Source organism: Aurantimonas manganoxydans SI85-9A1 (assembly GCF_000153465.1).
Taxonomy (GTDB): Bacteria; Pseudomonadota; Alphaproteobacteria; order Rhizobiales; family Rhizobiaceae; genus Aurantimonas; species Aurantimonas manganoxydans.
Genome location: NZ_CH672387.1, coordinates 2,889,292 through 2,912,211 on the forward strand (window position 1 = coordinate 2,889,292; position 22,920 = coordinate 2,912,211).

Annotated in this window: 21 protein-coding genes; all 21 read right to left on the minus strand. The window is 66.4% G+C overall.

All coding sequences use genetic code 11. The features are described 5' to 3' along the window. Positions 1-2: 2 nt before the first annotated feature. Positions 3-350, minus strand: coding sequence for a flagellar biosynthesis regulator FlaF (gene flaF, locus SI859A1_RS13670; RefSeq protein ID WP_009210323.1), 348 nt, complete (start codon positions 348-350; stop codon positions 3-5). Positions 351-496: 146 nt separating this feature from the next. Then, positions 497-1,555, minus strand: a complete 1,059-nt coding sequence (locus tag SI859A1_RS13675) for a flagellar hook-associated family protein (protein WP_009210324.1) — start codon at positions 1,553-1,555, stop codon at positions 497-499. A gap of 11 nt (positions 1,556-1,566) precedes the next feature. Next, positions 1,567-3,066, minus strand: coding sequence for a flagellar hook-associated protein FlgK (flgK, locus tag SI859A1_RS13680; RefSeq protein WP_009210325.1), 1,500 nt, complete (start codon positions 3,064-3,066; stop codon positions 1,567-1,569). Between the two features lie 42 nt (positions 3,067-3,108). Then, a complete protein-coding gene (locus SI859A1_RS13685; protein WP_009210326.1) occupies positions 3,109-4,275 on the minus strand; it encodes a flagellar hook protein FlgE in 1,167 nt (388 codons plus the stop codon). Between the two features lie 159 nt (positions 4,276-4,434). Beyond that, positions 4,435-5,106 carry a response regulator transcription factor gene (locus SI859A1_RS13690; RefSeq protein WP_009210327.1) on the minus strand — a complete coding sequence of 224 codons (672 nt, stop codon included), beginning with the start codon at positions 5,104-5,106 and terminating at the stop codon, positions 4,435-4,437. Positions 5,107-5,344: 238 nt separating this feature from the next. Beyond that, the gene (locus SI859A1_RS13695) at positions 5,345-6,886 is read right to left on the minus strand and encodes a flagellar hook-length control protein FliK (RefSeq protein WP_040325832.1); all 1,542 of its coding nucleotides are present in this window, start codon (positions 6,884-6,886) and stop codon (positions 5,345-5,347) included. Continuing rightward, the gene (locus SI859A1_RS13700; protein WP_148233848.1) at positions 6,883-8,268 is read right to left on the minus strand and encodes a MotC family chemotaxis protein; all 1,386 of its coding nucleotides are present in this window, start codon (positions 8,266-8,268) and stop codon (positions 6,883-6,885) included. Before SI859A1_RS13700 ends, SI859A1_RS13695 begins: the two co-directional genes overlap by 4 nt. Before the next feature lie 11 nt (positions 8,269-8,279). Then, positions 8,280-9,521: a MotB family protein gene (locus SI859A1_RS13705; protein ID WP_009210329.1), complete on the minus strand. Its 1,242-nt coding sequence runs from the start codon at positions 9,519-9,521 to the stop codon at positions 8,280-8,282. Next, positions 9,518-10,483, minus strand: a complete 966-nt coding sequence (locus tag SI859A1_RS20420) for a hypothetical protein (protein ID WP_009210330.1) — start codon at positions 10,481-10,483, stop codon at positions 9,518-9,520. The genes SI859A1_RS13705 and SI859A1_RS20420 overlap by 4 nt, the downstream gene beginning before the upstream one ends. 3 nt (positions 10,484-10,486) lie before the next feature. Beyond that, positions 10,487-12,178, minus strand: a complete 1,692-nt coding sequence (gene fliF, locus SI859A1_RS13715) for a flagellar basal-body MS-ring/collar protein FliF (RefSeq protein WP_009210331.1) — start codon at positions 12,176-12,178, stop codon at positions 10,487-10,489. A gap of 173 nt (positions 12,179-12,351) precedes the next feature. After that, positions 12,352-12,714: a DUF8776 family protein gene (locus tag SI859A1_RS13720; protein ID WP_040325834.1), complete on the minus strand. Its 363-nt coding sequence runs from the start codon at positions 12,712-12,714 to the stop codon at positions 12,352-12,354. A gap of 75 nt (positions 12,715-12,789) precedes the next feature. Further along, the gene (locus tag SI859A1_RS13725) at positions 12,790-13,326 is read right to left on the minus strand and encodes a chemotaxis protein CheD (protein WP_420804770.1); all 537 of its coding nucleotides are present in this window, start codon (positions 13,324-13,326) and stop codon (positions 12,790-12,792) included. A 2-nt stretch (positions 13,327-13,328) separates the two neighbouring features. Next, complete coding sequence (locus SI859A1_RS13730; RefSeq protein ID WP_009210333.1) at positions 13,329-13,718, minus strand: response regulator; 390 nt, start codon at positions 13,716-13,718, stop codon at positions 13,329-13,331. A gap of 109 nt (positions 13,719-13,827) precedes the next feature. After that, positions 13,828-14,871, minus strand: coding sequence for a protein-glutamate methylesterase/protein-glutamine glutaminase (locus tag SI859A1_RS13735; RefSeq protein WP_009210334.1), 1,044 nt, complete (start codon positions 14,869-14,871; stop codon positions 13,828-13,830). An 86-nt stretch (positions 14,872-14,957) separates the two neighbouring features. Further along, complete coding sequence (locus SI859A1_RS13740; RefSeq protein ID WP_081451480.1) at positions 14,958-15,803, minus strand: CheR family methyltransferase; 846 nt, start codon at positions 15,801-15,803, stop codon at positions 14,958-14,960. A 185-nt stretch (positions 15,804-15,988) separates the two neighbouring features. Continuing rightward, positions 15,989-16,483 (minus strand): chemotaxis protein CheW, encoded by a 495-nt coding sequence (locus tag SI859A1_RS13745; RefSeq protein WP_009210336.1) that lies wholly within the window; start codon positions 16,481-16,483, stop codon positions 15,989-15,991. A 5-nt stretch (positions 16,484-16,488) separates the two neighbouring features. Next, positions 16,489-18,786: a chemotaxis protein CheA gene (locus SI859A1_RS13750; protein WP_009210337.1), complete on the minus strand. Its 2,298-nt coding sequence runs from the start codon at positions 18,784-18,786 to the stop codon at positions 16,489-16,491. A 90-nt stretch (positions 18,787-18,876) separates the two neighbouring features. Beyond that, a complete protein-coding gene (locus tag SI859A1_RS13755; protein WP_009210338.1) occupies positions 18,877-19,248 on the minus strand; it encodes a response regulator in 372 nt (123 codons plus the stop codon). Next, positions 19,245-19,550, minus strand: coding sequence for an STAS domain-containing protein (locus SI859A1_RS13760; protein WP_024350327.1), 306 nt, complete (start codon positions 19,548-19,550; stop codon positions 19,245-19,247). The genes SI859A1_RS13755 and SI859A1_RS13760 overlap by 4 nt, the downstream gene beginning before the upstream one ends. Beyond that, complete coding sequence (locus tag SI859A1_RS13765) at positions 19,550-21,481, minus strand: methyl-accepting chemotaxis protein (RefSeq protein ID WP_009210339.1); 1,932 nt, start codon at positions 21,479-21,481, stop codon at positions 19,550-19,552. Before SI859A1_RS13765 ends, SI859A1_RS13760 begins: the two co-directional genes overlap by 1 nt. A 391-nt stretch (positions 21,482-21,872) precedes the next feature. After that, positions 21,873-22,841 carry a flagellin N-terminal helical domain-containing protein gene (locus SI859A1_RS13770; RefSeq protein ID WP_009210340.1) on the minus strand — a complete coding sequence of 323 codons (969 nt, stop codon included), beginning with the start codon at positions 22,839-22,841 and terminating at the stop codon, positions 21,873-21,875. Positions 22,842-22,920 lie beyond the last annotated feature (79 nt).

Consider the following 22,920-nt stretch of genomic DNA (forward strand, 5'->3'; position numbering starts at 1 on the left):
GGTTATTTCAAGCCTTCGCGGATGAGGGTCGTGATCTCGATGATGCCCTTGAAGTTCTCGGACTTGCCGAGACGGATCGCTTCGGCCTCGCGCATGATCCACAGGCCGATCGAGATCAGCTCGGCGCGCAGCGCCTCGGGCAGGCCGTTGTCGGCGCTGGCCAAATCCTCGATCACCAGCGCCCAGAGGCTGCGGGTGGTGTAGATCGCTTCGATCGCCGCACGCGAACGTGGCCCCTCGGCATCGGCTTTCTTCAGCTGCTCGATCGAATGATCGAGCGCCTGCCGCTCGCGCTCACGGGCATCGACTTCGATGTCCTGCGCCACTTCCGCGTATGAGAACTGATACATTCCATCCCCTTGTGATCGTCAGATCGGTTAGGCAGCGCCCCGGACCGACCCTTGCGACCTGTCGTTTTCATGTGCCCGGCCGACAGTCCCCGACGCCGGCCGATCGCTCGGTTGCCGGAGGATTTCGGGTCCGGCGCCCGCTGAAACTACAGGTAGTTCATGATGCTGAGCCGCGAGATGCGGGCGGTCAGCGCGTAGGAAGCCTCAAGCAGATTGGTCAGCGTGGTCACTCGCGTCGATGCCTCGTAGGCGTCGACATCCTCGAAGGAGGAGATCGACATGGTCAGGACGTTCTTGCGGGTTCCCAGCGTCTCGTTGGTGATCTCCAGCCGGCTCTGCTTGCCGCCGATCTCCGCCCGGATTTCGGTCAGCTGCGACAGGCCCAGGCTCAGAGTTTCCACTGCCCGGCTTGTGAGAAGCTGACGTTGGCTCTCGTCCATGGTCTTCGCGCCAAGATCACTGATCATGACGTAGGCCTTGACGATGTTGCGGAACGCTTCGTCGCTGGCAGGATAGGACACGTCGAGGGTTTCGCTGTCGCTGATCCGGTTGACCACCGGGGACGAATCCGCCTTCGACCACATGTCCCAGCCGGTGCCGTCGCTGGGCTGCGGGACCTTGAAGAGGTCGTTGAAGGCGCCGTCGAGGAAGGCTTCCAGATCCGCCGCGCTCGCCGGAGCCGCCGCGGTCAACGCGTCGTTGACGGCCTTCTTGGCGGTCGAATTGTCCTCGTAGCTGGACGCGACACCGCCGCCGACCTTGGTGAAGGCAAGCGCCGGCTGGTCGGTCGCGGCGCCCGAGAACAGGAAGCGCGAGCCCGAGGCGGCGTTGATCGCGCCCATGAACTGCTGCAACCCCGCCTTGGCCTGCTGCACGCTGGCCGAGATGCCGGCATCGGCGGGGCCGTTCGAGATCAGCGACGCCAGAAGGTTCTCGCCGGTCTTGGCGATCGATTCCAGGGCCGTCTGCATGGTGTCGAAGCGCTGCCCGATCAGGGTGTTGGCTTCCTGGATCCGGATGGCGCTCTCGCGTTCGACGCGCAGCGACACGGTCTGGTTGGTCCGCGAGCCGAGGGTGAGGCCGACATCGGCGAAGCGGCCGGTCGTGACCTCCTTCTGCGCGTTGCGCAGTTCATCCTGGATGCGGAAGACGGCGGAGCGCGGCGCCGAGGAAAGCGAGAAGCTGGAGACGAGGAAGTTGCTCATCGATGGTCCGTTCAGGCGATCGCAAGGAGGGAGTCGATCATCTGACCGACCGTGGAAATCAGCTTGCTGGACGCCTGGTAGGAGCGCTCCAGGTCGAGCAGGCGCGTCATCTCGTCGTCGATGTTGATGCCGGTCGCGTCTGAGAGCGTCTCCTGGGTCCGCGACAGCAGCACCGTCTGGTAGGACGAGGCGTCGTTCGCCGTGGCGCGGCGGCCCTCGAACCAGCCGATCGACGAGGCGGTATATTCGGTCAGGGTCGCCGAACTGCCCGCGCCGAAGGCCGCATCGAAGCTGCGCGGCATGGAGAAGCCGGCGATCAGGTCGTTCAAGCGGCCGGTGAAGCCGCTCGAGCCATTGGCGTTGTAGCTGAAATACTGCTCGTTCGCGGTGCCGGCGAAGGCGATGCCGCCATCGCGCAGACGGGCCGGTTCGCCGCCGGGCTTGGTCGGATCGACCCCGGCCGCGATCTGGATGGTGCCGGCAAGCCCCTTGGCGCCGGCCATGCTGGCCGGGATGGCATTGCTGCCGCCATCGGTGAACAGGCCGGCATAGCTGCCGGGCAGGTAGCCGGGATCGCCGGCGGCCCGCTGATCGGTCTCGGCGAAGGCCTGGACCAGCGCATAGGCGATGCCGTCGAGCTGGCCCTGGAAGGTCGCGGCGGTCTCGTCGCGCAGGGTGATCAGGCCGTAGACGCTGCCGCCCTTGATCGGCATGGGCGAGGAGGCGCCGGCGACGACGACGCCGTCGATCTTGAAGCTGTTGCCCGCCACGGTGGCGTCATAGGCCGGCTGCGGCGTGAACTCGACCGACCGCGCGGTCTTGTCGAACATCGTGATGCCGGAGTCGGTGTAGAGCGCCATGTCGTTGCCGGCCCGCACCTGCACGTTCAGGCCGACATAGCCCGACAGGGTGCGCACGATCTGGTCGCGCCGGTCGACGGCGTCGGTGACGTCCGAGCCGCTCGCGCTGCCGGCCATGATCTTGGCGTTCAGGGTGCCGAACTCGCCGAGCAGGCGGTTCATGTCCTTGGCGGCGAGATCGAGCTGGTCGTCCGCGTCCTTGCGGGCGGACTGCACCGCGCTGGTGGCACGGTTGAGGCTCAGCGCCATGTCACGGGCGGCGTTCACCGCCGCCTCGGCGGTCTGGCCGTTCTCCGGGGAGACCGCGAACTGCGACAGGGCCGCCTTCAGCGACGACAGGGTCGCCGCCGGCGAGGTCGGGGAATCGACGTCGCCGATGACCTCGCGGATCCGGTTCAGTGACTGGGCACTGACGCTGGCAGAGCCGAGCGCGGAATTGGTCGTGATCAGCGAGCGGAACAGGGCCTGGTCGCCCGACTGGGCGATCGACATGATCCGCACGCCGCCGGTCTGGCCGACGGTGAGGCCGGCATATTTCCGGGTCGCGTAGGGACTGTCCGCATTCGCGATGTTGCGCGACACGAGCGCCGACTGGCTGGCGACGCTCGAAAGCGACGCCGTGGCGTTGGAGAAGGCTGACAGAAGTGACATGATGAGGGCTTATCCGGTACGCAGCAAAGAGCGGGCTCGCGCCTATCGCTTCAGGTTCACGAGGACGTCGAGGATCTCGGCGCCGGTCTGGAAGACTTTCGAGTTCGCGCTGTAGCTGCGCTGGGACTCGATCATGCTGGTCAGTTCCGAGGCGAGGTCGACATTCGACTGCTCCAGACCGCTGGAGACCAGCGAGCCGTAGCCATTGGTACCTGGTCCACCGAGGGCCGCGACGCCCGAAGAGGCGGTGGCGCTGTAGACGTTGCCGGCGGAGGCCTGGAGCTGGTCCGGGCTGGCGAAACGCGCCAGGCTCATCTCGTAGAGCGGAATCAGCTGGCCGGTGTTCATGACGCCGCTCAGCGTCCCGTTCTCGGCAAAGGCAAAGCCGGTGAAGCTGCCGGGAGGATTGCCGTTGGTGACGAGTTTGGACGAAAAGTCGGTGGCATACTCGGTCAACGAACCGAACTCGATGTCGACGGTGTCGCCGTTGACATGGGTATAGGTCATGTTGGCCGGAGCGGCCGTCGGCCGGCCGGTATTGGGATCGAAGACGATGGTCGTGGTCTGCGGCCCGCCGGAATCCGTGTAGCTGACCGTCCAGGTGTTGGCGGCGGTCTTTTCCATATCGACCGGCACTTCGATCGCCTTGCCGATGCTGTCATAGACGACCATCGACGACTTCTTGGTGTCGCCGACCGCGGCCGATTCAGGGAACTGGATGGTAAAGGCGCCTGCGTCGGTGGCCTTCGGGGCGACGATCGCGCCGACAGGCAACTCGATGGGCGCGGCCGCGCCGCCGCCGACGGGCGAGCCGGTCAGGCGGTAGCCGGCGGTATTGACCAGGAAGGTGGTCTCCTTGCCGCCGATCGTCTCGGTGCGCTGCACGAAGGAACCGGCGCGGGTATAGAATTCGCGGCCGGCCGTATCCTGCACGACGAAGAACCCGTCGCCCTGAATGGCGAGGTCCGAACCCGACGAGGTGGCGGCGATACTGCCCTGCTGGCTGATCGACTGGCGAACCTGGGTCTTCACCGAGCCCGGATTGTACTCGCCGCCGCCCTGGGCGAGGACGAGAGAGGCAAATTCGGTGGAATTTCGCTTGTAGCCGTTCGTGCTGGAGTTCGCGATGTTCTCCGACACGGTGGACAGCCGGTTGGCCTGTGCATTCATGCCGGACACGCTGGTCCTGAAGACACCGTTGATGCTCATTGCCTGGTACTCCGTGGCGTAGATCTCTCTTCCGCAATACGGAGTGAAGCTTGCGCCGAACTGTCAGGAACCGGCCTTCTCAGTATATCGACGAAATAAAAGGCCCCGCCGAACTAACGACGAGACCTCTATTCTTAATAACTTGTTAACCAGTTTGTATCAGTCGACGCCGATGCCGTAGCCGAGATAGCGCTTCGAGGAGACCGGATCGTAGCCGAGGCGCATCTTCAACTTCTTGCGCAGCTTCGAGATGTGGCTCTCGATGACGTTCTCCTCGACGTTCTCGTCGAAGATGCCGTAGATCGCGCTGAACAGCTGCTGCTTGGAGACGCGGCGGCCGCGGTTGGCGACCAGATATTCCAGGATCCGGCGCTCGCGGCGCGGCAGGGCCATCGGCTTGCCGGCGACTTCGGCGTCGCGACCGTCCTGATAGACGGAGATCTCGCCGACGACGGTGCGGGCGTCCTCGGTCTCGTTGCGGCGACGGATGGCGCCGACCCGGGCGAGGATTTCCTTGACGTGGACCGGCTTGGCGACGACGTCATCGACGCCGGCGGCGAACAGGTCGAGCGTGCCATCCAGGTTGCGGCCTTCCGACAGCGCGATCATCGGCGCCTTGGAGCGGGCCCGGATCAACCGCGGGCAGATCGTGCGGTCATCGAAATCACCGAGCAGGAAAGCCTCGACGGCCGAGAGATCAGACTCCGGCGCGGTCTCGACCCAGTCGCGGAATTCGTCGGCCTTGAAGCCTGCTGCCGACACGCCTTCGCGACCGAACATGGACTCGTAGCCGTCCGTCACGAGTTCCCGGTTGTCCACTACAACGATCATTTCCGTCACCCTCGGTCCGCCGTTTGTCTGTGAACAGAGAGTTAAACTGACCCCGAACTTGCGCCTATCCTGAAATTTAGTGATCCGTTAACCATGCCGTTCATTTTCGGACTAAGTCACGAATCCGACTCACGAATTTTTTTCGTTAACGAAGTCTTAACGGCCCGATCGCCGCCATGAATGCGCCATGGCCGGTCCATCGCGTCGCCGCGATCGCGTCCCGTCAGGCTGTGTCGTGTCAGAGATAAACGGAGGGATCGAGTTCGCGGCGGCGTGCGCCGGTCTCTTCGGCGGGCGATGCCGTCATGGCCTGCTCCGGTCGCCCACCCCCCTGGCGCGCGGAACCCTCGCCGCCGAAGCCCGCGGCGCCGTCACGGGCCGCGCCATTCTGCGACTGGCCCGTCGACGCCTGGCCATCGGCCTGGCCCTGCGCATTGGCGATGCCACCACGCGGCGCGCCGGCGTCACGGACACCGATGCTGATCGCCGCTTCGTCGACCGAGAAGCCGGCCTTGGTCAAGAGCTTGTTCAGGCCTTCGGCATCGTCCTTGATGCGCAGCGCCGTGTCGGCCTCGCTGGCGACGATGTGGATCGCCAGCTTGCCGTCGATCAGACGCATGGTGACGTCGAGCTTGCCGAGCTGCTCGGGCTGAAGCTGGATCTGGATGGTCTTGAGCGCTGCGCCGCCGGCCCGCATCTGCACCCGGGCGGCTTCGGCAGTGTCGCCCGTCGGCAGCGGTGCCCCGGTCAGCGAGGTGGTCACGGCGTCGGCGACCTGCCGGCCAATGGTCGGCGTCGCGCCTGCAACGGCCATGCCGGTCGCCGCGGTCTCGGAAACCTTCGGGCTCATGCCGGCCGCGGCGTTCCTGTTGCCGTCATTGTCGGCCCGCGGATTGCGGTCGAAGGCGGCGCGCTCGCCCCTCGGCTCGCTGCGGCCGCGGCGCGTCCCGTTGCCCTCGCCGGCTGCGAAGACGTCGCCGGTCTCGCCGTCGACTGCCGGTCCGCCCTCGCCGTCCGGCGTCGTGCCGTTGCCGGCGCGCATGTCGACGGATGCCAGCAACTGGCGAATGTTCGTGGTGGCAGCGCCGCCCGGCTTGCCTGCGGCAACGGCGGATGCGCCGGCGGCGGTGGTCGCCGGTTCGAAATCGGTGCGCTGCGAGACCAGGTCGACCCGCGCACGCGCCTGTTCACCAGCGGCTTGCGCCTTGCTGACATTCGCCGTCGCCGTCTTGCTGGCGCCAAGCGCTTCGCCCGCTGCTGCGGCGATCCGCGACACGGTCTCGTCAGCATCGTTCGCGGCAAACCGCGCGAGCGGATTGGCGGCCTTCTCGTCCTTGCCCATGGCGGTTCTGGCGAGAGGCGCATCGGCAGCCGGCCCTGCCTTGCCATCAGTGGCAGTCCCCACATCAGCATCGGCGACGTTGGTCATGGTCGCGGCGGTCGCGGTTCCCGAGCGCAGCAGCCGGTCCATGTCGGCAAGGATTGCGGCAAGGCCGTTGTCGCGCGGCCGCCCGGCCAGTGCGGCGTCGGCCTGCCTGTCGCTGGCCTGCGTCGTCTCGGCGGCGTCCTCGGAGCCCGCGGCCTTCGTCTCGTCGGTCTCGGCCTCGCGGGTGTCCCGGTTCTCGCTGTCGGACCGCGTCGCCTTCGGAGCCTGCTCGGCGTCCTTGACGAAGCTGTCGAAGGCATCGCGCGCCTCGGTGGCGCTTTCCGCGCCACGACCGGCCGGCGAGCGGGTTGCTGGAGCGCGCATTTCGACGGAGGTGCTGACGGATGCGGTCACGGCATGGCTCTCTTCAGATCGCCGCGAACGGCGTCGAGGAGCGCGGCTCCCCTGGTCAGGACGGCGGATTGCTCCGCGGGCGGCTGCGGCCCGTAGCGCTCGGCGGGGTCGATATTGGCGGCCATCAGCGGCTTGCGCATCTCGCTGAGCACCTCGTAGGCCGCCTCGTGCAGCTTGCGGTCGGCGGGATGAAGCGTCGCGACGTCGATCGCTTCCAGCGCGACACGTGCCTCGACGGGATCGCCCGTCGTCAGCGTGGCGGCGGTCTTGTAGAGCAGCGCGCGCTGGCTGTCGGCGGGAACGGCATTGCCGCTTTCCAGCGCCTCGGTCGCCATTGCGGCGGCGAGCGGCAGATTGCCGCCGACGAGCGCCCGGCGCGCCACGGCGAGGAAGATCGCCAGCCGCTGGTCGTCGGGAATCCGGGCAGTCGCATTGTCGATCGTGGCGACCGTTTCGTCCTTGGTCTCCGCCGGCCGCGCCGCGTAGACCGCCGAGAAGCGGGCGCGGAAGTTGCCGGCATAGGCGGAATCGGCGAAGCGGTCGAAATATTGCCGCGCATAGCGATCGGCGGCCGCGTGGGAGCCGATGTCCTCGGCGAGCAGCACGCCCATTCGCAGCGCCGCCTCTTCCAGAAGCGTGCCGGGCGCCGCCAGCATCACCTGCTCCAGCCGGTGCAGTGCATCGGCCGGGGCGTCCTTCTGCAGGAGCTGCGCAACCGCCAGGTTCAGCTGGGCAGCAAGGGCGGTGTCCATCTCCGACACGTCGATCGGCACCAGGGCCGCGCGCGCGTCGCGCGCACGGTTCTCGACATAGGCCAGGGCGCCGTCGAGAAGGGCCCGCTCGTCGCCATCGATGGTGGCGGTCGACAGTATGCCGCGCAGGACCGCAGGCGGCCCTCCGCTCAGGACGAACAGGGCCGCGGCGCGCAGATTGCGCGGGTCGGTCCACACTTCGGGCGGCTGTTCGAGAAAGGTCGGGCCGTAGCGGCGCAGGAGCTGCGCCTGCACGCGGATCGCCGCGCCGTTGCCGCGGGCGACCTGGTCCTGCAGGAACTGCACCGAGCGCACGATCTCGTAGGGCATGGGGGCCCGTTCGCGCGGCCAGGGCCCGGTGCCGTCGCCGTTCTCGTCCTCATGCGCGTCGGCATCGCCATCCGTCGCGACCTCCGCATGCTCGCTTGCGGCCTCGTCCGCATGGGCTTTCGGTTCGCCCGCAGGACCGCCTTCGGAGCGGATCGCATCCTCGCCGGCCTGGCGCACCCGCTCGGCGACGCTGGCCGGCTCCGATGCGCTCTCTCCGGCCGCCCATGCCATCGGCATGGCAGTCGTCAGCATCAGGGCGCAGGCGATCACGCCCAGCCCCAGTCGGCGTTCGGTGGACAAGCAACCCATTCTCATTGCGCCGGCTCGGTCAGCAGGATCTCGATCCGGCGGTTCGCCGCCGCCTCGGGGTCGTCGGCAATCTTCGGCGCGCGGTCGGCGACCCCCTCGATCGCCTTGACGCGGTCCTCGTCCAGGCCGCCGCGGGCCAGCATGTAATAGGCCATGTGGGCGCGGGCGGTGGACAGGCGCCAGTTATCGTACTGGGCGCTGCGGAACGGCCGGGAATCGGTATGGCCGCGGATCGACACGTTGCCGGGCTGCTTCGACAGGACGGACGCAATGCGCTCCATCATGGCGACGACCTGCGGCGTCGGTCGGGCCGATCCGACCTCGAACATGCCCGACATCATGTCGTCGGCGATCGAGATGGTCACGCCGCCTTCGCCCGGCACGACCTCGAAATTGGTCGGCAGAGGCTCGCCCTGACGGGCGAATTCGGCGGCAATCTCAGCCTTGAGCTCGTCGGCCCGGTCGGCCTGCGCAACGGCTTCGCCATCCGCCGGCTTGGCGTCCGCATCGGCCTCGGCAAGCTCGGCCTCTCCGGCATCAGGAGTCTCGGCTTCGGCCTCAGCATTGGCCTCGGCGACCGCCTCGGCCTGCGTCTCCGCATCCACCGGCACCGGCTCGTCCGACATGTCGTTCGGCAGCACTGCGGTCTTGAATTCGCTCGGCGGGGCCTCGTCGATGACGGCTGCGCTTTCGGTGGCGTTCGGGGCCAGCTGCCAGGAGGCGGGATCGAACGGATCGCGATAGGCGTCGCCGCCATTCAGGCCCGGCAGGCCCGTCCCATCCGGCTTGCCCTGCAACTCGCCCGTGGTCTCGGACGCGCCCTCGGCGGCGATCTCTGCGAGCACCGCATAGGGATCGCGGAACAGCGCCTCTTCCTCGCCGCCTTCCTGGTCGCCAGCCAGCGGCTTGCCGTGGGGATCGCCGTTGGTGTCGGCCTTGCTGATGCCGTTCTCGTTCTCGTCGCGCGAGGCGCCGTCGTCGGACTGCTCGACGCCGCGCGTCGCCGGCGAGGCGTCGTTGAGGCGGATCGGATTGAAATACTGGGCGACCTGCTTGCGCGTCGCCATGTCTGAGGCCTGGGTCAGCCACATCACCAGGAAGAAGGCCATCATTGCCGTCATGAAGTCGGCGAAGGCGATCTTCCAGACGCCGCCGTGATGGGCTTCCTCGCCGTGGCCGCCGCGGCGGCGCACGATAATGATTTCCTGACGGTCCAGATGCCCCGCCCCGGACTGATCGGTCACGCGAGCGCCTCTTCCAGTGCCGTGCGCCAGCCCATCAGCCGTGTCTCGACGACGGTCTGGTCGCATTCAATTTTCACCTCGACCATGTCGGGGTCGGGTTCACAAACGATGAAGGCCTTGCGCTTGCCGAGCGCCTGTTCCAGCGCTTCGAGCAGATCGGCCGGGCCGGTGACGCGGATGTTCAAGGCCTTGCCGTCGCCGATCAGCATGTGGACCGCGTCGGCCAGTTCCAGAACGGTCTGGCGCCGGCGCGCATCGAGCGCGATCGGCTTCAGGACGCTCGACAGCGAGGCCCGCACGATGGTCTCGATCCGGTCGAGCCGATCGGTCAGGAGCGCGCCCATCTGCTCACCCTCCTCGCCGGCCCATTCGCCGCGTGCCGCCTCGACGGCTGCGGCCTTCGCCGCTTCCGCCGTTTCGCGCGCCTCGTTCAGCGCCGCCGCGGCCTCGGCCTCGGCTTCCGCCCTGCCCTGCTGGATGCCCGCCTCACGGGCGGCTTCCAGCGGATCGAGTTCGCCTGACGGTGCCGCTGCCAGATCCGGCAGACCGGCCTCCGCCTCGTCGCCGAAACCATTCATCGCCGCATCGGGATCGAAGTCCGGCGCATCGAAGCCGCCAAGATCCGGCAAACCGCCGGCGGCGCCATCCGCATCGTCGTCATCGAGGTTAAGCGCGGAGAAGTCCGGCAGCATGCCGGCCGGTGCCGGGGTCTCGCCATTGTCCTCGCCGGCGAACTGCGCGGCAAAGTCGATGTCGGCTGCGCCGGTCTCGGCCTCGTCCTCTTCCTCGATCTCCATCTCGGGGATCGGCGAGGTCTTGGTCTGGGCCGCGGGGCGCGCCTGGTTGGCGGCGACCAGCGCCAGCGGCTCGAAGATTGTCGCCTCGCGGGCCGACGCCCCCGGGCGGGCCGGCATGTCGGTATCGGCGTCCAGCTCGGGCAGGTACTGAGCGAGAGAGATCATGGCTTAGGCCGCCTCTTTCTGGTTGAGCCACTGCTTCATGACGGTGGCGGCATGCTCTTCGTTGTGATCCAGGAGCCGCTCGAGGCGGGCTCTCGGCGAATTGCCCACATTGAAGTTGAGGTCGTCGAGGAAGCCGATCTCGTTGCCCGAGCCGCCGGCCGGATCCGAATCGTAGTTCAGGTTCTCCAGGAGGCTTTCCGACAGGGCGCGGGCATCGTCGTCCAGCTCCGGCATCTCGTCGTCGTCCAGCGCGGCCAGGGTGGTCCCTTCGGCGGCCGGCATGGCGGCGATGGCGCGGACGGCCGGCTTGAGGCCGAACCAGATCAGCATGATCGCCACGGCGAGGATAGTCAGAGCGTTGATGAGCGTGCCGGACTGGCGCATGAACATCTCGCCGAGGCTTGGGGCCGGGATCGGCTCGAGGGCGTCGTCGGAGGCGATGAAGTCGACGGCGGTCACCTCGATCTGGTCGCCGCGATCGGCCGAGAAGCCCGACGCCGAGGCGACCAGAGCCTTGATCTCGCCGATCCGCGCGTCGATCTGGGCGTCGGTCGGGTTCTCGCCGATGGCTTCGAGCACGCGCTTGCGGTCGACGACCACAGCCACCGACAGGCGCTCGACCTGATAGCCGTCGCTGGTCGTGGAGATGGTCTTCTCGTTGATCTCGTAGTTGGTGAGTTCCTCGCGGCGCTCGGTCTCTTCCGACGACTGCTCGCCGCCACCGCCGCCCGCCGGGGCCGCGTCGACTTCGCGGACGTCCTGCTCGACGCCCACCGGGGTCTCGCTGGCGCGGTTGGCCGACTGGTTGTTCTCGCGAATGGTGCGGGTCGAGCGCTCGACCCGGCTTTCGGGATCGAAGATGCGCTCGCTGATCTGCTTGCGATCGGTGTCGAGCCGGGCAACGACGCTGGTCTGGAAGTTGCCGATGCCGAGATAGGGCGCGAGGGTGCGGCGGATCGACTGCTCGATGTCCTTGGAGACGACGCTTTCGATGCCGAAGAGCTTGGTGGGCGCGGCCGAAACGCCTTCGTCGCCGGACGCCAGCAGCGTGCCGTCGGCATTGAGGATGGTCACCTCTTCCGGCGTCATGGACGGGATCGCCGAGGCGACCAGCGAGCGGATCGCCTGGGCGGACCCGAAATCATTGCCGTTCTCGGTGCGCACGACGACGCTGGCCGAGGGCTTCTGCTGTTCACGGCGGAACGAGCCCTTGTCGGGCAGGACAATGTGGACGCGGGCGGCGCGCACGTTGCGCAGGGTCTGGATGGTGCGGGCGATCTCGCCTTCCAGGGCGCGAACCCGGGTAATCTCCTGCATGAAGGAGGTCAGGCCGATCGAGCCGAGATTGTCGAAGAGTTCGTAGCCGGCGTTCTCCGAACGCGGCAGGCCCTTTTCGGCAAGCAGCATGCGCGCCGGGGCCGTCTGCGAGAAGGGCGTCAGGATGGCGTCGCCCTTGGAATCGACGTCGAAGGGAATGCCCGCTTCGGTCAGGGCCGCGCCGATGCGCGTCACGTCCGTGCGGTCGAGCCCCGAATAGAGCGTCTCCATGTCGGGACGCGACAGGTAGTAGCTGCCAAGTCCGACCAGGGCGACCACGAGCAGTCCGACCAGACCCAGAGCTCCGAGCCTGCGTGGACCGAGCGCGGTCAGATTCGTCAAAAGCTGCTGAGCTTTTCCGCCAACGGCAAGCGCCATGGATCTCTCTACCCTGCCTTAACTGTGTCTGCGAAGTGACGAGCGGACCATGCCGGTCGAAGCTTGCGCGAGACCACGGTTAATGAAGGGTTAACGCGAGAAACCTGTCGGTGAATGCAATCTGGACGGGTACCCAGTGCTCTGCGGCGAAAGGCCGGAGATGTCCGGGCCGGTCAGGAGGCCTGGGAGAACAGTTCCATCTCGCCGTCGGAATCGTCCGGCTTCACGGCGCCAATGCCGTGCGCCGAGGGGACGAGCCGCAGCTTGAGATCGTTCAGGCGCACGGTCTCGAGCGCCGATTTCAGCGCGACTTCGTAGCTTTCCGGCAGTTCGTCCCGGGCCGCCTCGAGGAAGGTGGAGAGATTGCACAGCGTCTGCTGGGTGCGGTCGATGCGCTGCACGGCGCGCACATAGGCGGCGTCCTGCGTCGCGTGGTCCGGACAGACGAGCTCATGCATCGCCTCGGCATCCCTGGCGAGTTCCCGCAGTTCGAGGGAGAGGGTCCTGAAAAGGTCGGACAGGGAGCTCATCGACATGGCATTTCGCTTCGATCGCTAGAATTGTACGAGACAGTGGCTCGAGACGGCTCGCCAGAGTACGTCGCGATCCTTTCAGAAAAGTTCCACGTCGCCGATGGCATCGGGCTTGCGAACGGGACGGGCCACCGGGATCTGCGGCATGGCCGTCGGCTCGAACAGGATCTGCCGGGCCCGTCCGGAATGCGGCCAGTACTCGATGCGTCGGCCCGATTCCCCGCCCAGGCTGCCACCCAGATAGGTGATCTTCTCCGTGCGCAGGAAGCGCTCGGCGAAGACCGCATTCTTGGAGCCGACATTCGACAGGCGATCGACGGTCTGGGCGCCGCCGAACAGCTTAGCCTCGAGATTTTCGCGGCGCGCGCCCTGCTGCAGCAACCCGTTGATCAGCAGTTCCATCAGATAGAGGCCGAAGCTCTCCGTGCGGCCGCTTTCCGCGTCGCCGGCGCCCGGCAGCAGGAAGTGGTTCATGCCGCCGACCCCCGCCACCCGATCGTGGATGCAGGCCGCAACGCAGGATCCGAGAAGCGTCGTCAGAACCGTATCCGGCCCCGTCGCCACCCGGGCTTCGCCCTGCATGACATGGATGCGCTGCATTCCAGACCGGTTCAGCATCACTGAAGACGACCGACCACCGCTTCCATGGTCTTCTTGAGGACGGGGACCGTGATCGGCTTGGCCAGGAAGTTGTTGACCCCGAACTGCGCCGCGCGCTGCACCAGTTCGCGGTCGCCCTGTCCCGTCAGAATGATGAAGGGCGTCTTCTTCGTCGGTGCGTAGGACCGCACAGCCTTCAAGAGCTGGATCCCGTCCAGCTTGGGCATGTTGAAGTCCGAGATGATGATGTGGCAGGGCGCCGTCATCATCGTCTGCAGTGCTTCTTCACCATCGACGGCAAAGATGATCTGCTTGATTCCAAGTTGTTCCAATGCGTCGCGTATCAGCATCCGGCTGGTACGATGATCGTCGACGATGAGAACTCTGATCCGGTCTGCGATGCTCATGGGGTCTATCCTTGTCGGATCCCTATTAAAGGGGAATTTTATGAAGAGATTCTCTCATCCGGATCGCATTTTGCGCCGACTTCAAACAATGTCCGGGAACATCGGCTGGTCAGGCAAAGATTTGCCGTGTCATTCTGGCAAGAGGGACTCTCTTCTCCGCGGCGCCGATCTCGTAGGCCACCCGCGGCATGCCGTAGACGAGCGAACTCGCCTCATCCTGCGCCAGGGTGCGCGAGCCACCCTTGCGCATTTCCAGGAGCCCCTGCGCGCCGTCGCGGCCCATGCCGGTCAGGATCACGCCGCTGGAGCGGCCCTTGAAGTTCTTGGCGATGGACGCGAACAGGACGTCCACCGAAGGTCGGTGCCCGGACACCGGATCGTCGGCGACGAGCGAGATATAGGGCTGCATCGCCTTGCGCAGGACCATGTGCCGGCCGCCACCGGGGGCGAGATAGACATGGCCGGGCCGCAGGACGTCGCCATCCTTGGCTTCGCTCACCCGGGCCGGGCACAGGCGGTCGAGCCGGGCGGCGAAGGAACCGGTGAAGGCTGCGGGCAGATGCTGTACGATCAGCGTCGGCGGGCAATCGGCCGGAAACTCCGCTAGGACCTGGGTCAGCGCCTCGACGCCGCCGGTCGACGACCCGATGCCGATCAGCTCGGGCCCGGTCGGCGAACAGGTGACCTCATGCGGCGCGCGCGCCGACGGCGCGGTGCGGGTCATCGGTGCCGCCACCCTGCCCCGGCGCTTGACCAGACGGCCCTTGGCCTGCGCTGCCTCCTTGATGAGCCCCGGCAGGGTCTCGAACGTGTTGCTGCCGGCACCGGGCTTGGCGATGCAGTCGAAGGCGCCGATCTCCAGCGCTTCGAGGGTCGCCGACGCTCCGGGCGCGGTGAGGTTCGACACCATGATCACCGGCGTCGGCCGCAACTGCATGATCTTCTGCAGGAAATCGATGCCGTTCATGTTGGGCATCTCGACGTCGAGGGTGACGACGTCGGGATCGAGCGCCTTCATCTTCTCGCGCGCCTCGAAAGGATTGGCTGCTTCGCCGACCACCTCGATGCCCGGATCGTTGCGCAGCACGTTGCGGATCAGCGCCCGCATGGTCATCGAATCGTCGACGATGAGAACGGTCGCGGGTGCCGTCATCGGTGCTTTGCTCCGTCCGGAATCACGAGGGCCGGATCCACTGGACGAATCCGCAATCTGGTTCGGATCGATGCGGTCCATCACGGTCAGCCACCAGCCTTGCGATAGGAGGTGTTGGATTCGTAGCTGAGCGTGTTGGATGCCGGTCCGGTGACCCGCTCGGAATGGCCGACATAGAGGAAGCCGTCGGGCAGGATGCGCTCGGCGAAGCGGTTCCACACCTTTTCGCGGGTCGTCTGGTCGAAATAGATGGTCACGTTCCGGCAGAAGATCGCGTCGAACAGGCCCTTCATCGGCCACTGGCCGATCAGGTTCAGTTCACGAAAGGCGACGAGATCGCGCATCGTGTCCGCGACCTCGAAGGCCATCTCGTCGGTCGCCCCGCGCTTGCCGCCGGTGGCGCCGTGCACCGGGCGGAACCACCGCCGGCGCAAATCCGCGGGCACGTTCTGCAGGTCGCTCGACAGGTAGATACCGGCGCGGCCCGTCGCCACGACGTTCGGGTCGATGTCGGAGGCCAGGATGCGCACGTCGTGATCGGCCGCATCCGGCATCATCGACAGGACGGTCATGGCGATCGAATACGGTTCATGGCCGTTGGAGCAGCCTGCCGACCAGATGCGCACGCGCCCGCCCCGCTTGGCGCTCGCCAGGAGCGGCGGCAGCAGGTTGTTGCGCAGATGGTCGAAATGATGTTGCTCGCGGAAGAAATGCGTGACGTTGGTGGTCAGCGAGGCGAGCATCTTCATCCGCTCGTCGGCGCCACCCGCACCGGCGACATGCTCGCAATAGTCGCGGAAGCTCTCCATGCCGAGGCTGCGCAACCGCTTGGACAGCCGCGAATAGACGAGTGTCGCCTTGGAGGGCGACAAATGGATGCCCGCGTCATCGTAGAGAATGCGCGCGATATTGGTGAAATCCGCCTCGGTCATCGGGAACTCGCCCGCCCCGATCGACGCGGAATCGGCCCGCCGCCTGCCTACCGGCTTTTCCTGCTGATGTCCGGCCGCCAAACGCCCCACTCCACTTCGGGCGCGGGAACCGGGCAACCTATGCCCGGCTCCATCGCACCATTCCTGTCATCTTGTCTGCTGTTGCGTACCGTGCTGCGCCCGGCTCAGGCCGCGTCGCGCAGCTGCGGCAGCACGTTGTCGGTGGCGATCAGGGAGACCATGCGGCCTTCCAGCGCCATGACGCCGCGCACGAACTGCTTGGCGAATTCCGTCGCCATGTCCGGCGGCGGCTGCAGGGCGTCGTCGGTCACCGTCAGTATATCGGAGACCGCATCCACCAGCAGGCCGAAGAGCTGCTGCTGCGAACGGGCGACGATGATGACGCTGCGCGCCGTCGGCTGCGTCTTCGGGAAACCGAGACGAGCCGCCAGGTCGACGATCGGAAGAACCGCGCCGCGCAGGTTGATGACGCCGTTGACGTAGGATGGGGCGTGCGGGATCGGGGTCGCCGGGGTCCAGCCACGGATTTCGCGCACCGACATGATGTCGACGCAGAATTCCTGCTCGCCGATGCGGAAGGCGACGAGCTCGCGGCCGTTGCCTTCACCGCGATTGTCGTTCTGGGCGGGCTTGCCGATCTGGTTGTGAGAAGTCGTCATCTATCCTACTCCGCGGCCTGTTGCATGGCGTTGCTGGCGAAGGCGATATCGCCCCGCGATGTTGCGACGACGGTATCGACGTCGAGAATGAGGGCGACACGACCGTCGCCGAGAATGGTGGCCGCGGCGATGCCGGGCACGTTGCCGTAATTGGTCTCGAGGCTCTTGATCACGACCTGGCGCTGCCCCTGGATGGCATCGACGAGGAGCGCCGAACGCAGGCCCTTTTCCGCCTCGACCAGGATCGCGACGCCGCCGGTGGCGTCCGTCGGCTGATCGGTGAAGCCGAGCTCCCGCCCGACATCGACCAGCGGCAGGAAGCTGTCGCGTACCTTCACCAGCCGCGCGTCGCCGCCGAAGCTCTTCACCTCTTCGGGCTTGGGCTGCAGCGTCTCGATGATCGCGGTCAGCGGCACGACGACGGTCTGGTCGCCAACCGAGACGATCATGCCGTCGAGGACAGCCAGCGTCAGCGGCAGGCTCATCGTGAAGATCGAACCCTTGCCGGGTTCGGAGGTGATCGACACGCGGCCGCCGAGAGCCTGGATCGAACGCTTGACGACATCCATGCCGACACCGCGGCCCGAAAGCTCGGACACCGAAGAGGCGGTCGAGAAGCCCGGCGCGAAGATCAGATTGTCGATCTCCTCGTTGGTCAGGTTCGCATCCGCCGGGACGAGGCCCTTGCTGACGGCGATCTCCTGGACCTTCGGACGGTTGATGCCGGCGCCGTCATCGGTGATCTCGATGACGATGCGGCCCGAACGGTGCATCGCCGCGACCTTCACCACGCCTTCGGCGGGCTTGCCGGCGGCAAGCCGCACGTCAGGCTTCTCCAGCCCGTGGTCGATGGCGTTGCGCAGCATGTGGGTCAGCGGATCGGCGAGGCGCTCGATGACCGTCTTGTCGACTTCGGTCCACTCGCCTTCCGTGACGAGGCGCACGGTCTTGCCGGAGATCTCGGCGACTTCGCGGGCAAGCCGCGGCAGCCGCTGGAAGACCGACTTCACCGGCTGGGCGCGGATCGCCATGACGCTGTCCTGGATGCCGCGGGTGAGCTGCTCGAGTTCGTCGAGACCGACCGCCAGTTCCGAGGTGCGGGCAAGGCCTGCCTGATAGGCGCGCTGGGACAGCATGACCTGATGGATGACCAGCTCGCCGACGAGGTCGATCAGCCGGTCGACGCGCTCCAGATCGACACGGATGGTCTGGGCTGCCGCGGTGGTCGCCGTGGCCGGCTTGCCGTCGGATTCGGAAGCCGCCCTGGCCTCGGAGGGCATCGCCTTCGGCACGGCGTTGACGGCCGGGGCCGGTGCTGCGGCCGCAACACTTGCCGGCTCGGGCGTGGCGGTCGCTACCGGAGCGGCCGGCGCCTCGTCCGCGGCGACGGGTCCGGCATCGGGCGCGGCTGCTTCCGGTGCCTCGGCGATCTCCTCAGGAGCTTCCGCCGGCACGTCACCGCGGATGCGGGCGAGAATCTCGGCCAGATCGGAATCGAAGCCACCGGCGTCGCCTTCCGGCGTGTCGGCCTCGATCGTCAGGTCGCAATCCCACTCGACGAATTCGAAGATCTCGCGCACGGCCTCTTCGGTCGCGGACGTGCGCAGCTCGATGTTCCAGGTGAGATAGGCGCTCTCGGGATCGAGATCCTGCAGCTGCGGCAGCTCGCTGGTGTCGCAGGTCACCTCGGCCTCGCCGAGCTTGCAGAGATCGCGCAGGACGACCGCCGCCTCGTTGGCCTTGGAATAAAGCCCCTCATGCGGCTTGAAGGAGATCTGGAAAACGGTCTCGCCATCATCGTCCGCGTCATCGCCGCCGCCGAGAAGATCGTCGAGATCCACGGCGATCGGGACGAAGTCGAGATCGCCCATGCCCTGGTTGTCGTCCTCGCCGGCCGCATCCTCGGTCTCGACCGCGCCGCCGCCGACCAGTGCCTTGAGTTCGGCGGCCAGGCCGTCATTGCGGGCCGCGTCCGCCACGCCGCCGTCGCGGGCGACGGTGACGAGGTCGGCCAGCGCGTCGCCGGAACGCAGCATCACCTTGATGACCGTGTCCGTCGCTTCCAGCCGGTTGGAGCGCAGCTCGTCGAGCGTCGTCTCGAAGATGTGGGCGAAGCGCACCAGATCATCGAGGCTGAAGGCGCCGGCGCCGCCCTTGATCGAATGGACAGCCCGGAAGACGGCGTTGACCGTATCGGAATCGGCCTCGCCATTCTCGATCGCCAGCAGCCCGGCTTCCAGCTCTGCAAGCTGCTCGGCACATTCCTCGAAGAATGTCTGCCGGATTTCGGCCATCGCGTCCATGTCGCTACCTTCTTGTTCCTGCTCGGACTGCTGTCTGCGTCGCGGTCACCGGCCCGCTCGGGCCACGCGACCGTCGACAGGGCGCTCTGCCTAGGCGGCGACGCGGTTGATCGCGTCGACCAGCTTGACCGGGTCGAACGGCTTGACGATCCAGCCGGTCGCACCCGCGGTGCGGGCCCGCTGCTTCTTCTCGGCGTCGCTCTCGGTGGTCAGCACCAGGATCGGGATGGCGCGGCGCCGGGGATCGACCCGCACTTCCTCGATGAACTGGAAGCCGTCCTTGCGGGGCATGTTGATGTCCGTGATGATGACATCCGGCTCGACTTCCATGCCTTCCAGGACTTCGATCCCGTGGGCACCGTCCTCGGCCTGCACGACAATGAAGCCTTGCGACGACAGCGTCGCCCGCAGCATCTCGCGCATGGTGCGCGAGTCGTCGATCGTCAGAACTGTCCTGCTCATGCGAGGCTTCCCTTGTCGCTGATGTGCTCGGGCGACAGCCCGAGAAGCTCGAGGCCGCTCAAAAAGGCGTCCGAAGGTGTGTCGAGGTCGAACGGCGTGTCATCGACCTTCCAGGTCGCGGCTGCGGAGAGCAGAACCTGAACGCACTGGCCGCCGAGCCGGGTGACCTTGGAGGCGTCGACCTTGACCGGTCCGCCGCGCAGGGCCAGGAGCTGTTCCGCCAGTGGCGCGGCTGCCTTGATGTCGAGAACTTCCGGCAGGCCGACGGATGTCGCCTTGCGAGTTGCGGGCTTCCGGGCCATCAGAACTCCTCCCAGCTATCTTCTTGAATCTGCGTGGCGCGGGCGGCGCCGCCCGAACCGGTCGTGCGCATCTGCGTCACGCCGCGGGACGGCGCATGGCGCTGCGGCTGCGCCCGGCCTTCGCTGCGGCGGGCGCCGGCATTGCCGGCACTGGTGCTGAACTTGGCCATGGCATGGGCCAGCTCGTCGGTCTCGTTGGCCAGCGTCTGGCTGGCCGCGGTCGCCTCTTCCACCATGGCGGCGTTCTGCTGCGTGACCTTGTCCATCTGGTCGGCCGCACCCGAGACTTCCCGCAGGCTCGTCGCCTGTTCGCGAGCGCTCGAAGCAATGGTCGAGATGACCTCGGCCATGGCGCTGACTTCCGTGACGATCTCCTCGAGCGACTTGCCGGACGCCGTCACCAGCTCGACGCCGGTGCCGACCTGCTCGCGGGAGGTGGCGATCAGCGTCTTGATCTCCTTGGCCGCTTCCGCAGAGCGCTGGGCGAGCCCGCGCACTTCCTGCGCGACGACCGCAAAGCCCTTGCCCGCCTCGCCGGCCCGCGCCGCCTCGACGCCGGCATTCAGCGCCAGCAGGTTGGTCTGGAAGGCGATCTCGTCGATGACCGAGATGATCGAGTTGATCTTCTCCGAGGACTGCTCGATCTGGCCCATGGCCGCGACCGCCTTGCCGACGACCTCGCCGCCCTTCTGGGCCTTCTCACGGGCACCCGACGCCACCTGCTGGGCCTTGCCGGCGCCCTCGGCGGTCTCGTTGACGGCCTGGGTCACTTCACCCAAAGCAGCAACGGTTTCTTCCAGGCTCGCCGCCTGCTGCTCGGTGCGGTGGGCGAGATCGTTGGACGCGGTGTTGATCTCGCCGAGACCCGTGCGGATCGAGGCGATGGACGTCACGACATGGCCGATGGCCTCTTCCAGCGACGCGACGCTGGCGTTGAACTTGGCGCGGATCGGCTCGAATTCCTCGGCCACCTTGTCCTGCATGCGCACGGTCAGGTCACCGGCCGACAGGCGCTCGAAGCCCACTTCGACGACGCCGACAAAGGCCCGCAGGTCTTCCGCCTTGGCGTTGTCGAGCGCCGCCTGGCGCTTCTTGGCCTCGTCCTGGCTGATGCGGGCGGCCTCGGCCGTTGCGGCGAGTTCGTCCCGCTCGATCGCGGCCTGCTTGAAGGTCTCGACCGCGCCGGCCATCTCGCCGACCTCATCCTTGCGCTTGGCGCCAGGGACGATGATGGTCTTGTCGCCATCGGCCAGCTTGCGCATCACGCCGGTCATCTGGACGATCGGGGTGGCAATCCCGCGGGACAGGGCCCAACCGAGACCGGCGGCAACCAAGATCAGCGCGCCCATGCCGGCCAGAAGGGCGGTCTCGGCAGCGACATTGGCAGCGGCTTCGGCGCTGCTGGCCGTGGCGACACCCGCCGTCGACGTCTCGCGAACGCCATCGAGAATGGTCTCGATCGGCTCGATGAACGCGTCGGCCTTGCCCGAATTGAACAGCGCCAGCGCCTGCGGGTAGGTGAGTTCGTTGCCGGCATCGCGGATCACCGGGTCAGCGATCTCGGTCTGCCAGGCCTGCATCGCGACCGACACCTGCGGCAATTGCGCGGCGATCGGGCTGCCGACGCCGGCGACCTCGCCGAGATTTGCGACGTTCTTCTGGAAGGTCGCGTAATGCTCCTTCACCCGGCCCGAGAAATAGGCGTCGCGGGTGATCATGAAGCCGCGCAGCGAGTTCTCCTGGCGGGCCAGCGCAAAACGCGCATCGATCGCGGCATTCGACAGCGCGACCTGATGGTTCTTGTCTTCTGCCGCCGTCTCGATCTGGAGCATCGACTGGAACAGCAGTGCCCCCATGCAGGCGGCGATCACGACGAGGATCGCGAAAGCTGCGGCGATCTTCGTTGATATCTTGAGATTGGCCATTTGCATGATGGGGAACGTCCTTGGAAAGCGGCGGCGGCAGTTCCGAGATTCTGGAGTGACGCCAATGGGAAATTAGGGGAGCGATGGTTAACGGATTCTTATCGTCGGCCCGTCGAAGCTTGCGTCAGGGATGCGCTGCATCGTCGTTGCAGTCGCAGGACCATCTGGACCGAAATTGCTTTCATTTGTCTTGCGGAGCCGGTCACGACGTTCATTTCCGCAAAATTTAATCAGTAAGATTCTCTTGGCTTTGCGGTGCGTAAGCTAAGACTGCCGTACAGTTCGTAGCCCGATCTGTTATGCACCCCTCCCCCCGCGCTCGTACCGGACGCCGGACGCAAAACGGGCCCGGCCTTGCGGCCGAACCCGTTCGGTCCCTTCGGACTGTGCGAACCGATTAACGGAAGAGCGACAGCACCGACTGCGAGGACGAGTTGGCGATCGACAGCGCCTGGACGCCGAGCTGCTGCTGCGTCTGCAGCGCCTTCAGCCGGGTCGACTCCTCGGTCATGTCCGCATCGACCAGCGTACCGACGCCCTTGTCGATGGAGTTTCGCAGGTTGGAGACGAACTCCGACTGGATATCCATGCGGCTCTTGGAGGCACCGAGATTGGAAGCCGCCGTGGTCATGTCCGAAAGGATCTTGTCGACGACCCGCACCATGGCGTTCACCTGTGCATCCGTTGTGGTGCTGGCCAGTGCAATCACCGTACCCGTGGCCGAAGTCGTTTCGCCGGTGACGTCGATCAGTCGGTAATTGTCCGGCGTGGTCGTCGGCGTCGCCAGCAGCTGGTCGGCATCGTAGTCCTTGGTCAGCAGACCCAGGGTCTCGTCGTCGGTTCCGATCAGCGTCATGCTGGAGACGTTCAGGCCGATGGTGCCGACCGAGACGTTGCCGCCGGAATCGCGGTTGAACGACGAGACGACGTTCTTGGTGCCGGCTGCGGTCGCGGTCGAGTTCTGCAGCCAGTTCTCGCCCGAGAAGCTGGCCGAGGACGCGATGCTGGACAGCTGGTTCTTCAGCTCGGTCAGTTCCGAATTGATCTTGGTCTTGTCGACGCCCGGCTCGAGAGCCGCCAGCAGCTTGGACTTGATTTCGGAGGTGACGTCGATCGCCGCTTCCATGCCCGTATAGGCCACGTCGACCTTCGCCTGGCCAAGGCCGAGGGCGTCCTCGACGGCGCCGAGCGCCTTGTTGTCGGACCGCATCGTGGTCGCGATCGACCAGTAGGCGGCGTTGTCCGACGCCGCACCGACGCGGTAACCGGTCGAGATGCGGTTCTGGGTCTGGTCGAGGCTGCTGTTGATTGCCGACAGGCTCTGCAGAGCCGTCATCGCCGACGTATTGGTGTTGATGGAAGTCATTGTGTTGTCCCGTAACGCGGAATTTCAAACAGGGGACAGTCCGGATCGGCCGGCATAACGAAGCGGCATCATGCCCGTG

What these genes read in the sequence shown, in the direction of transcription:
- flaF (WP_009210323.1), bottom strand. Translation starts at nt 350, where the DNA reads ATGTATCAGTTCTCATACGCGGAAGTGGCGCAGGACATCGAAGTCGAT.
- SI859A1_RS20420 (WP_009210330.1), bottom strand. Translation starts at nt 10,483, where the DNA reads ATGATCTCTCTCGCTCAGTACCTGCCCGAGCTGGACGCCGATACCGAC.
- fliF (WP_009210331.1), bottom strand. Translation starts at nt 12,178, where the DNA reads ATGGCGCTTGCCGTTGGCGGAAAAGCTCAGCAGCTTTTGACGAATCTG.
- SI859A1_RS13730 (WP_009210333.1), bottom strand. Translation starts at nt 13,718, where the DNA reads ATGAGCATCGCAGACCGGATCAGAGTTCTCATCGTCGACGATCATCGT.
- SI859A1_RS13720 (WP_040325834.1), bottom strand. Translation starts at nt 12,714, where the DNA reads ATGTCGATGAGCTCCCTGTCCGACCTTTTCAGGACCCTCTCCCTCGAA.
- SI859A1_RS13735 (WP_009210334.1), bottom strand. Translation starts at nt 14,871, where the DNA reads ATGACGGCACCCGCGACCGTTCTCATCGTCGACGATTCGATGACCATG.
- SI859A1_RS13675 (WP_009210324.1), bottom strand. Translation starts at nt 1,555, where the DNA reads ATGAGCAACTTCCTCGTCTCCAGCTTCTCGCTTTCCTCGGCGCCGCGC.
- SI859A1_RS13750 (WP_009210337.1), bottom strand. Translation starts at nt 18,786, where the DNA reads ATGGACGCGATGGCCGAAATCCGGCAGACATTCTTCGAGGAATGTGCC.
- SI859A1_RS13740 (WP_081451480.1), bottom strand. Translation starts at nt 15,803, where the DNA reads ATGACCGAGGCGGATTTCACCAATATCGCGCGCATTCTCTACGATGAC.
- SI859A1_RS13685 (WP_009210326.1), bottom strand. Translation starts at nt 4,275, where the DNA reads ATGAGCATCAACGGTGTCTTCAGGACCAGCGTGTCCGGCATGAATGCA.
- SI859A1_RS13760 (WP_024350327.1), bottom strand. Translation starts at nt 19,550, where the DNA reads ATGGCCCGGAAGCCCGCAACTCGCAAGGCGACATCCGTCGGCCTGCCG.
- SI859A1_RS13755 (WP_009210338.1), bottom strand. Translation starts at nt 19,248, where the DNA reads ATGAGCAGGACAGTTCTGACGATCGACGACTCGCGCACCATGCGCGAG.
- SI859A1_RS13765 (WP_009210339.1), bottom strand. Translation starts at nt 21,481, where the DNA reads ATGCAAATGGCCAATCTCAAGATATCAACGAAGATCGCCGCAGCTTTC.
- SI859A1_RS13690 (WP_009210327.1), bottom strand. Translation starts at nt 5,106, where the DNA reads ATGATCGTTGTAGTGGACAACCGGGAACTCGTGACGGACGGCTACGAG.
- SI859A1_RS13770 (WP_009210340.1), bottom strand. Translation starts at nt 22,841, where the DNA reads ATGACTTCCATCAACACCAATACGTCGGCGATGACGGCTCTGCAGAGC.
- SI859A1_RS13745 (WP_009210336.1), bottom strand. Translation starts at nt 16,483, where the DNA reads ATGACGACTTCTCACAACCAGATCGGCAAGCCCGCCCAGAACGACAAT.
- flgK (WP_009210325.1), bottom strand. Translation starts at nt 3,066, where the DNA reads ATGTCACTTCTGTCAGCCTTCTCCAACGCCACGGCGTCGCTTTCGAGC.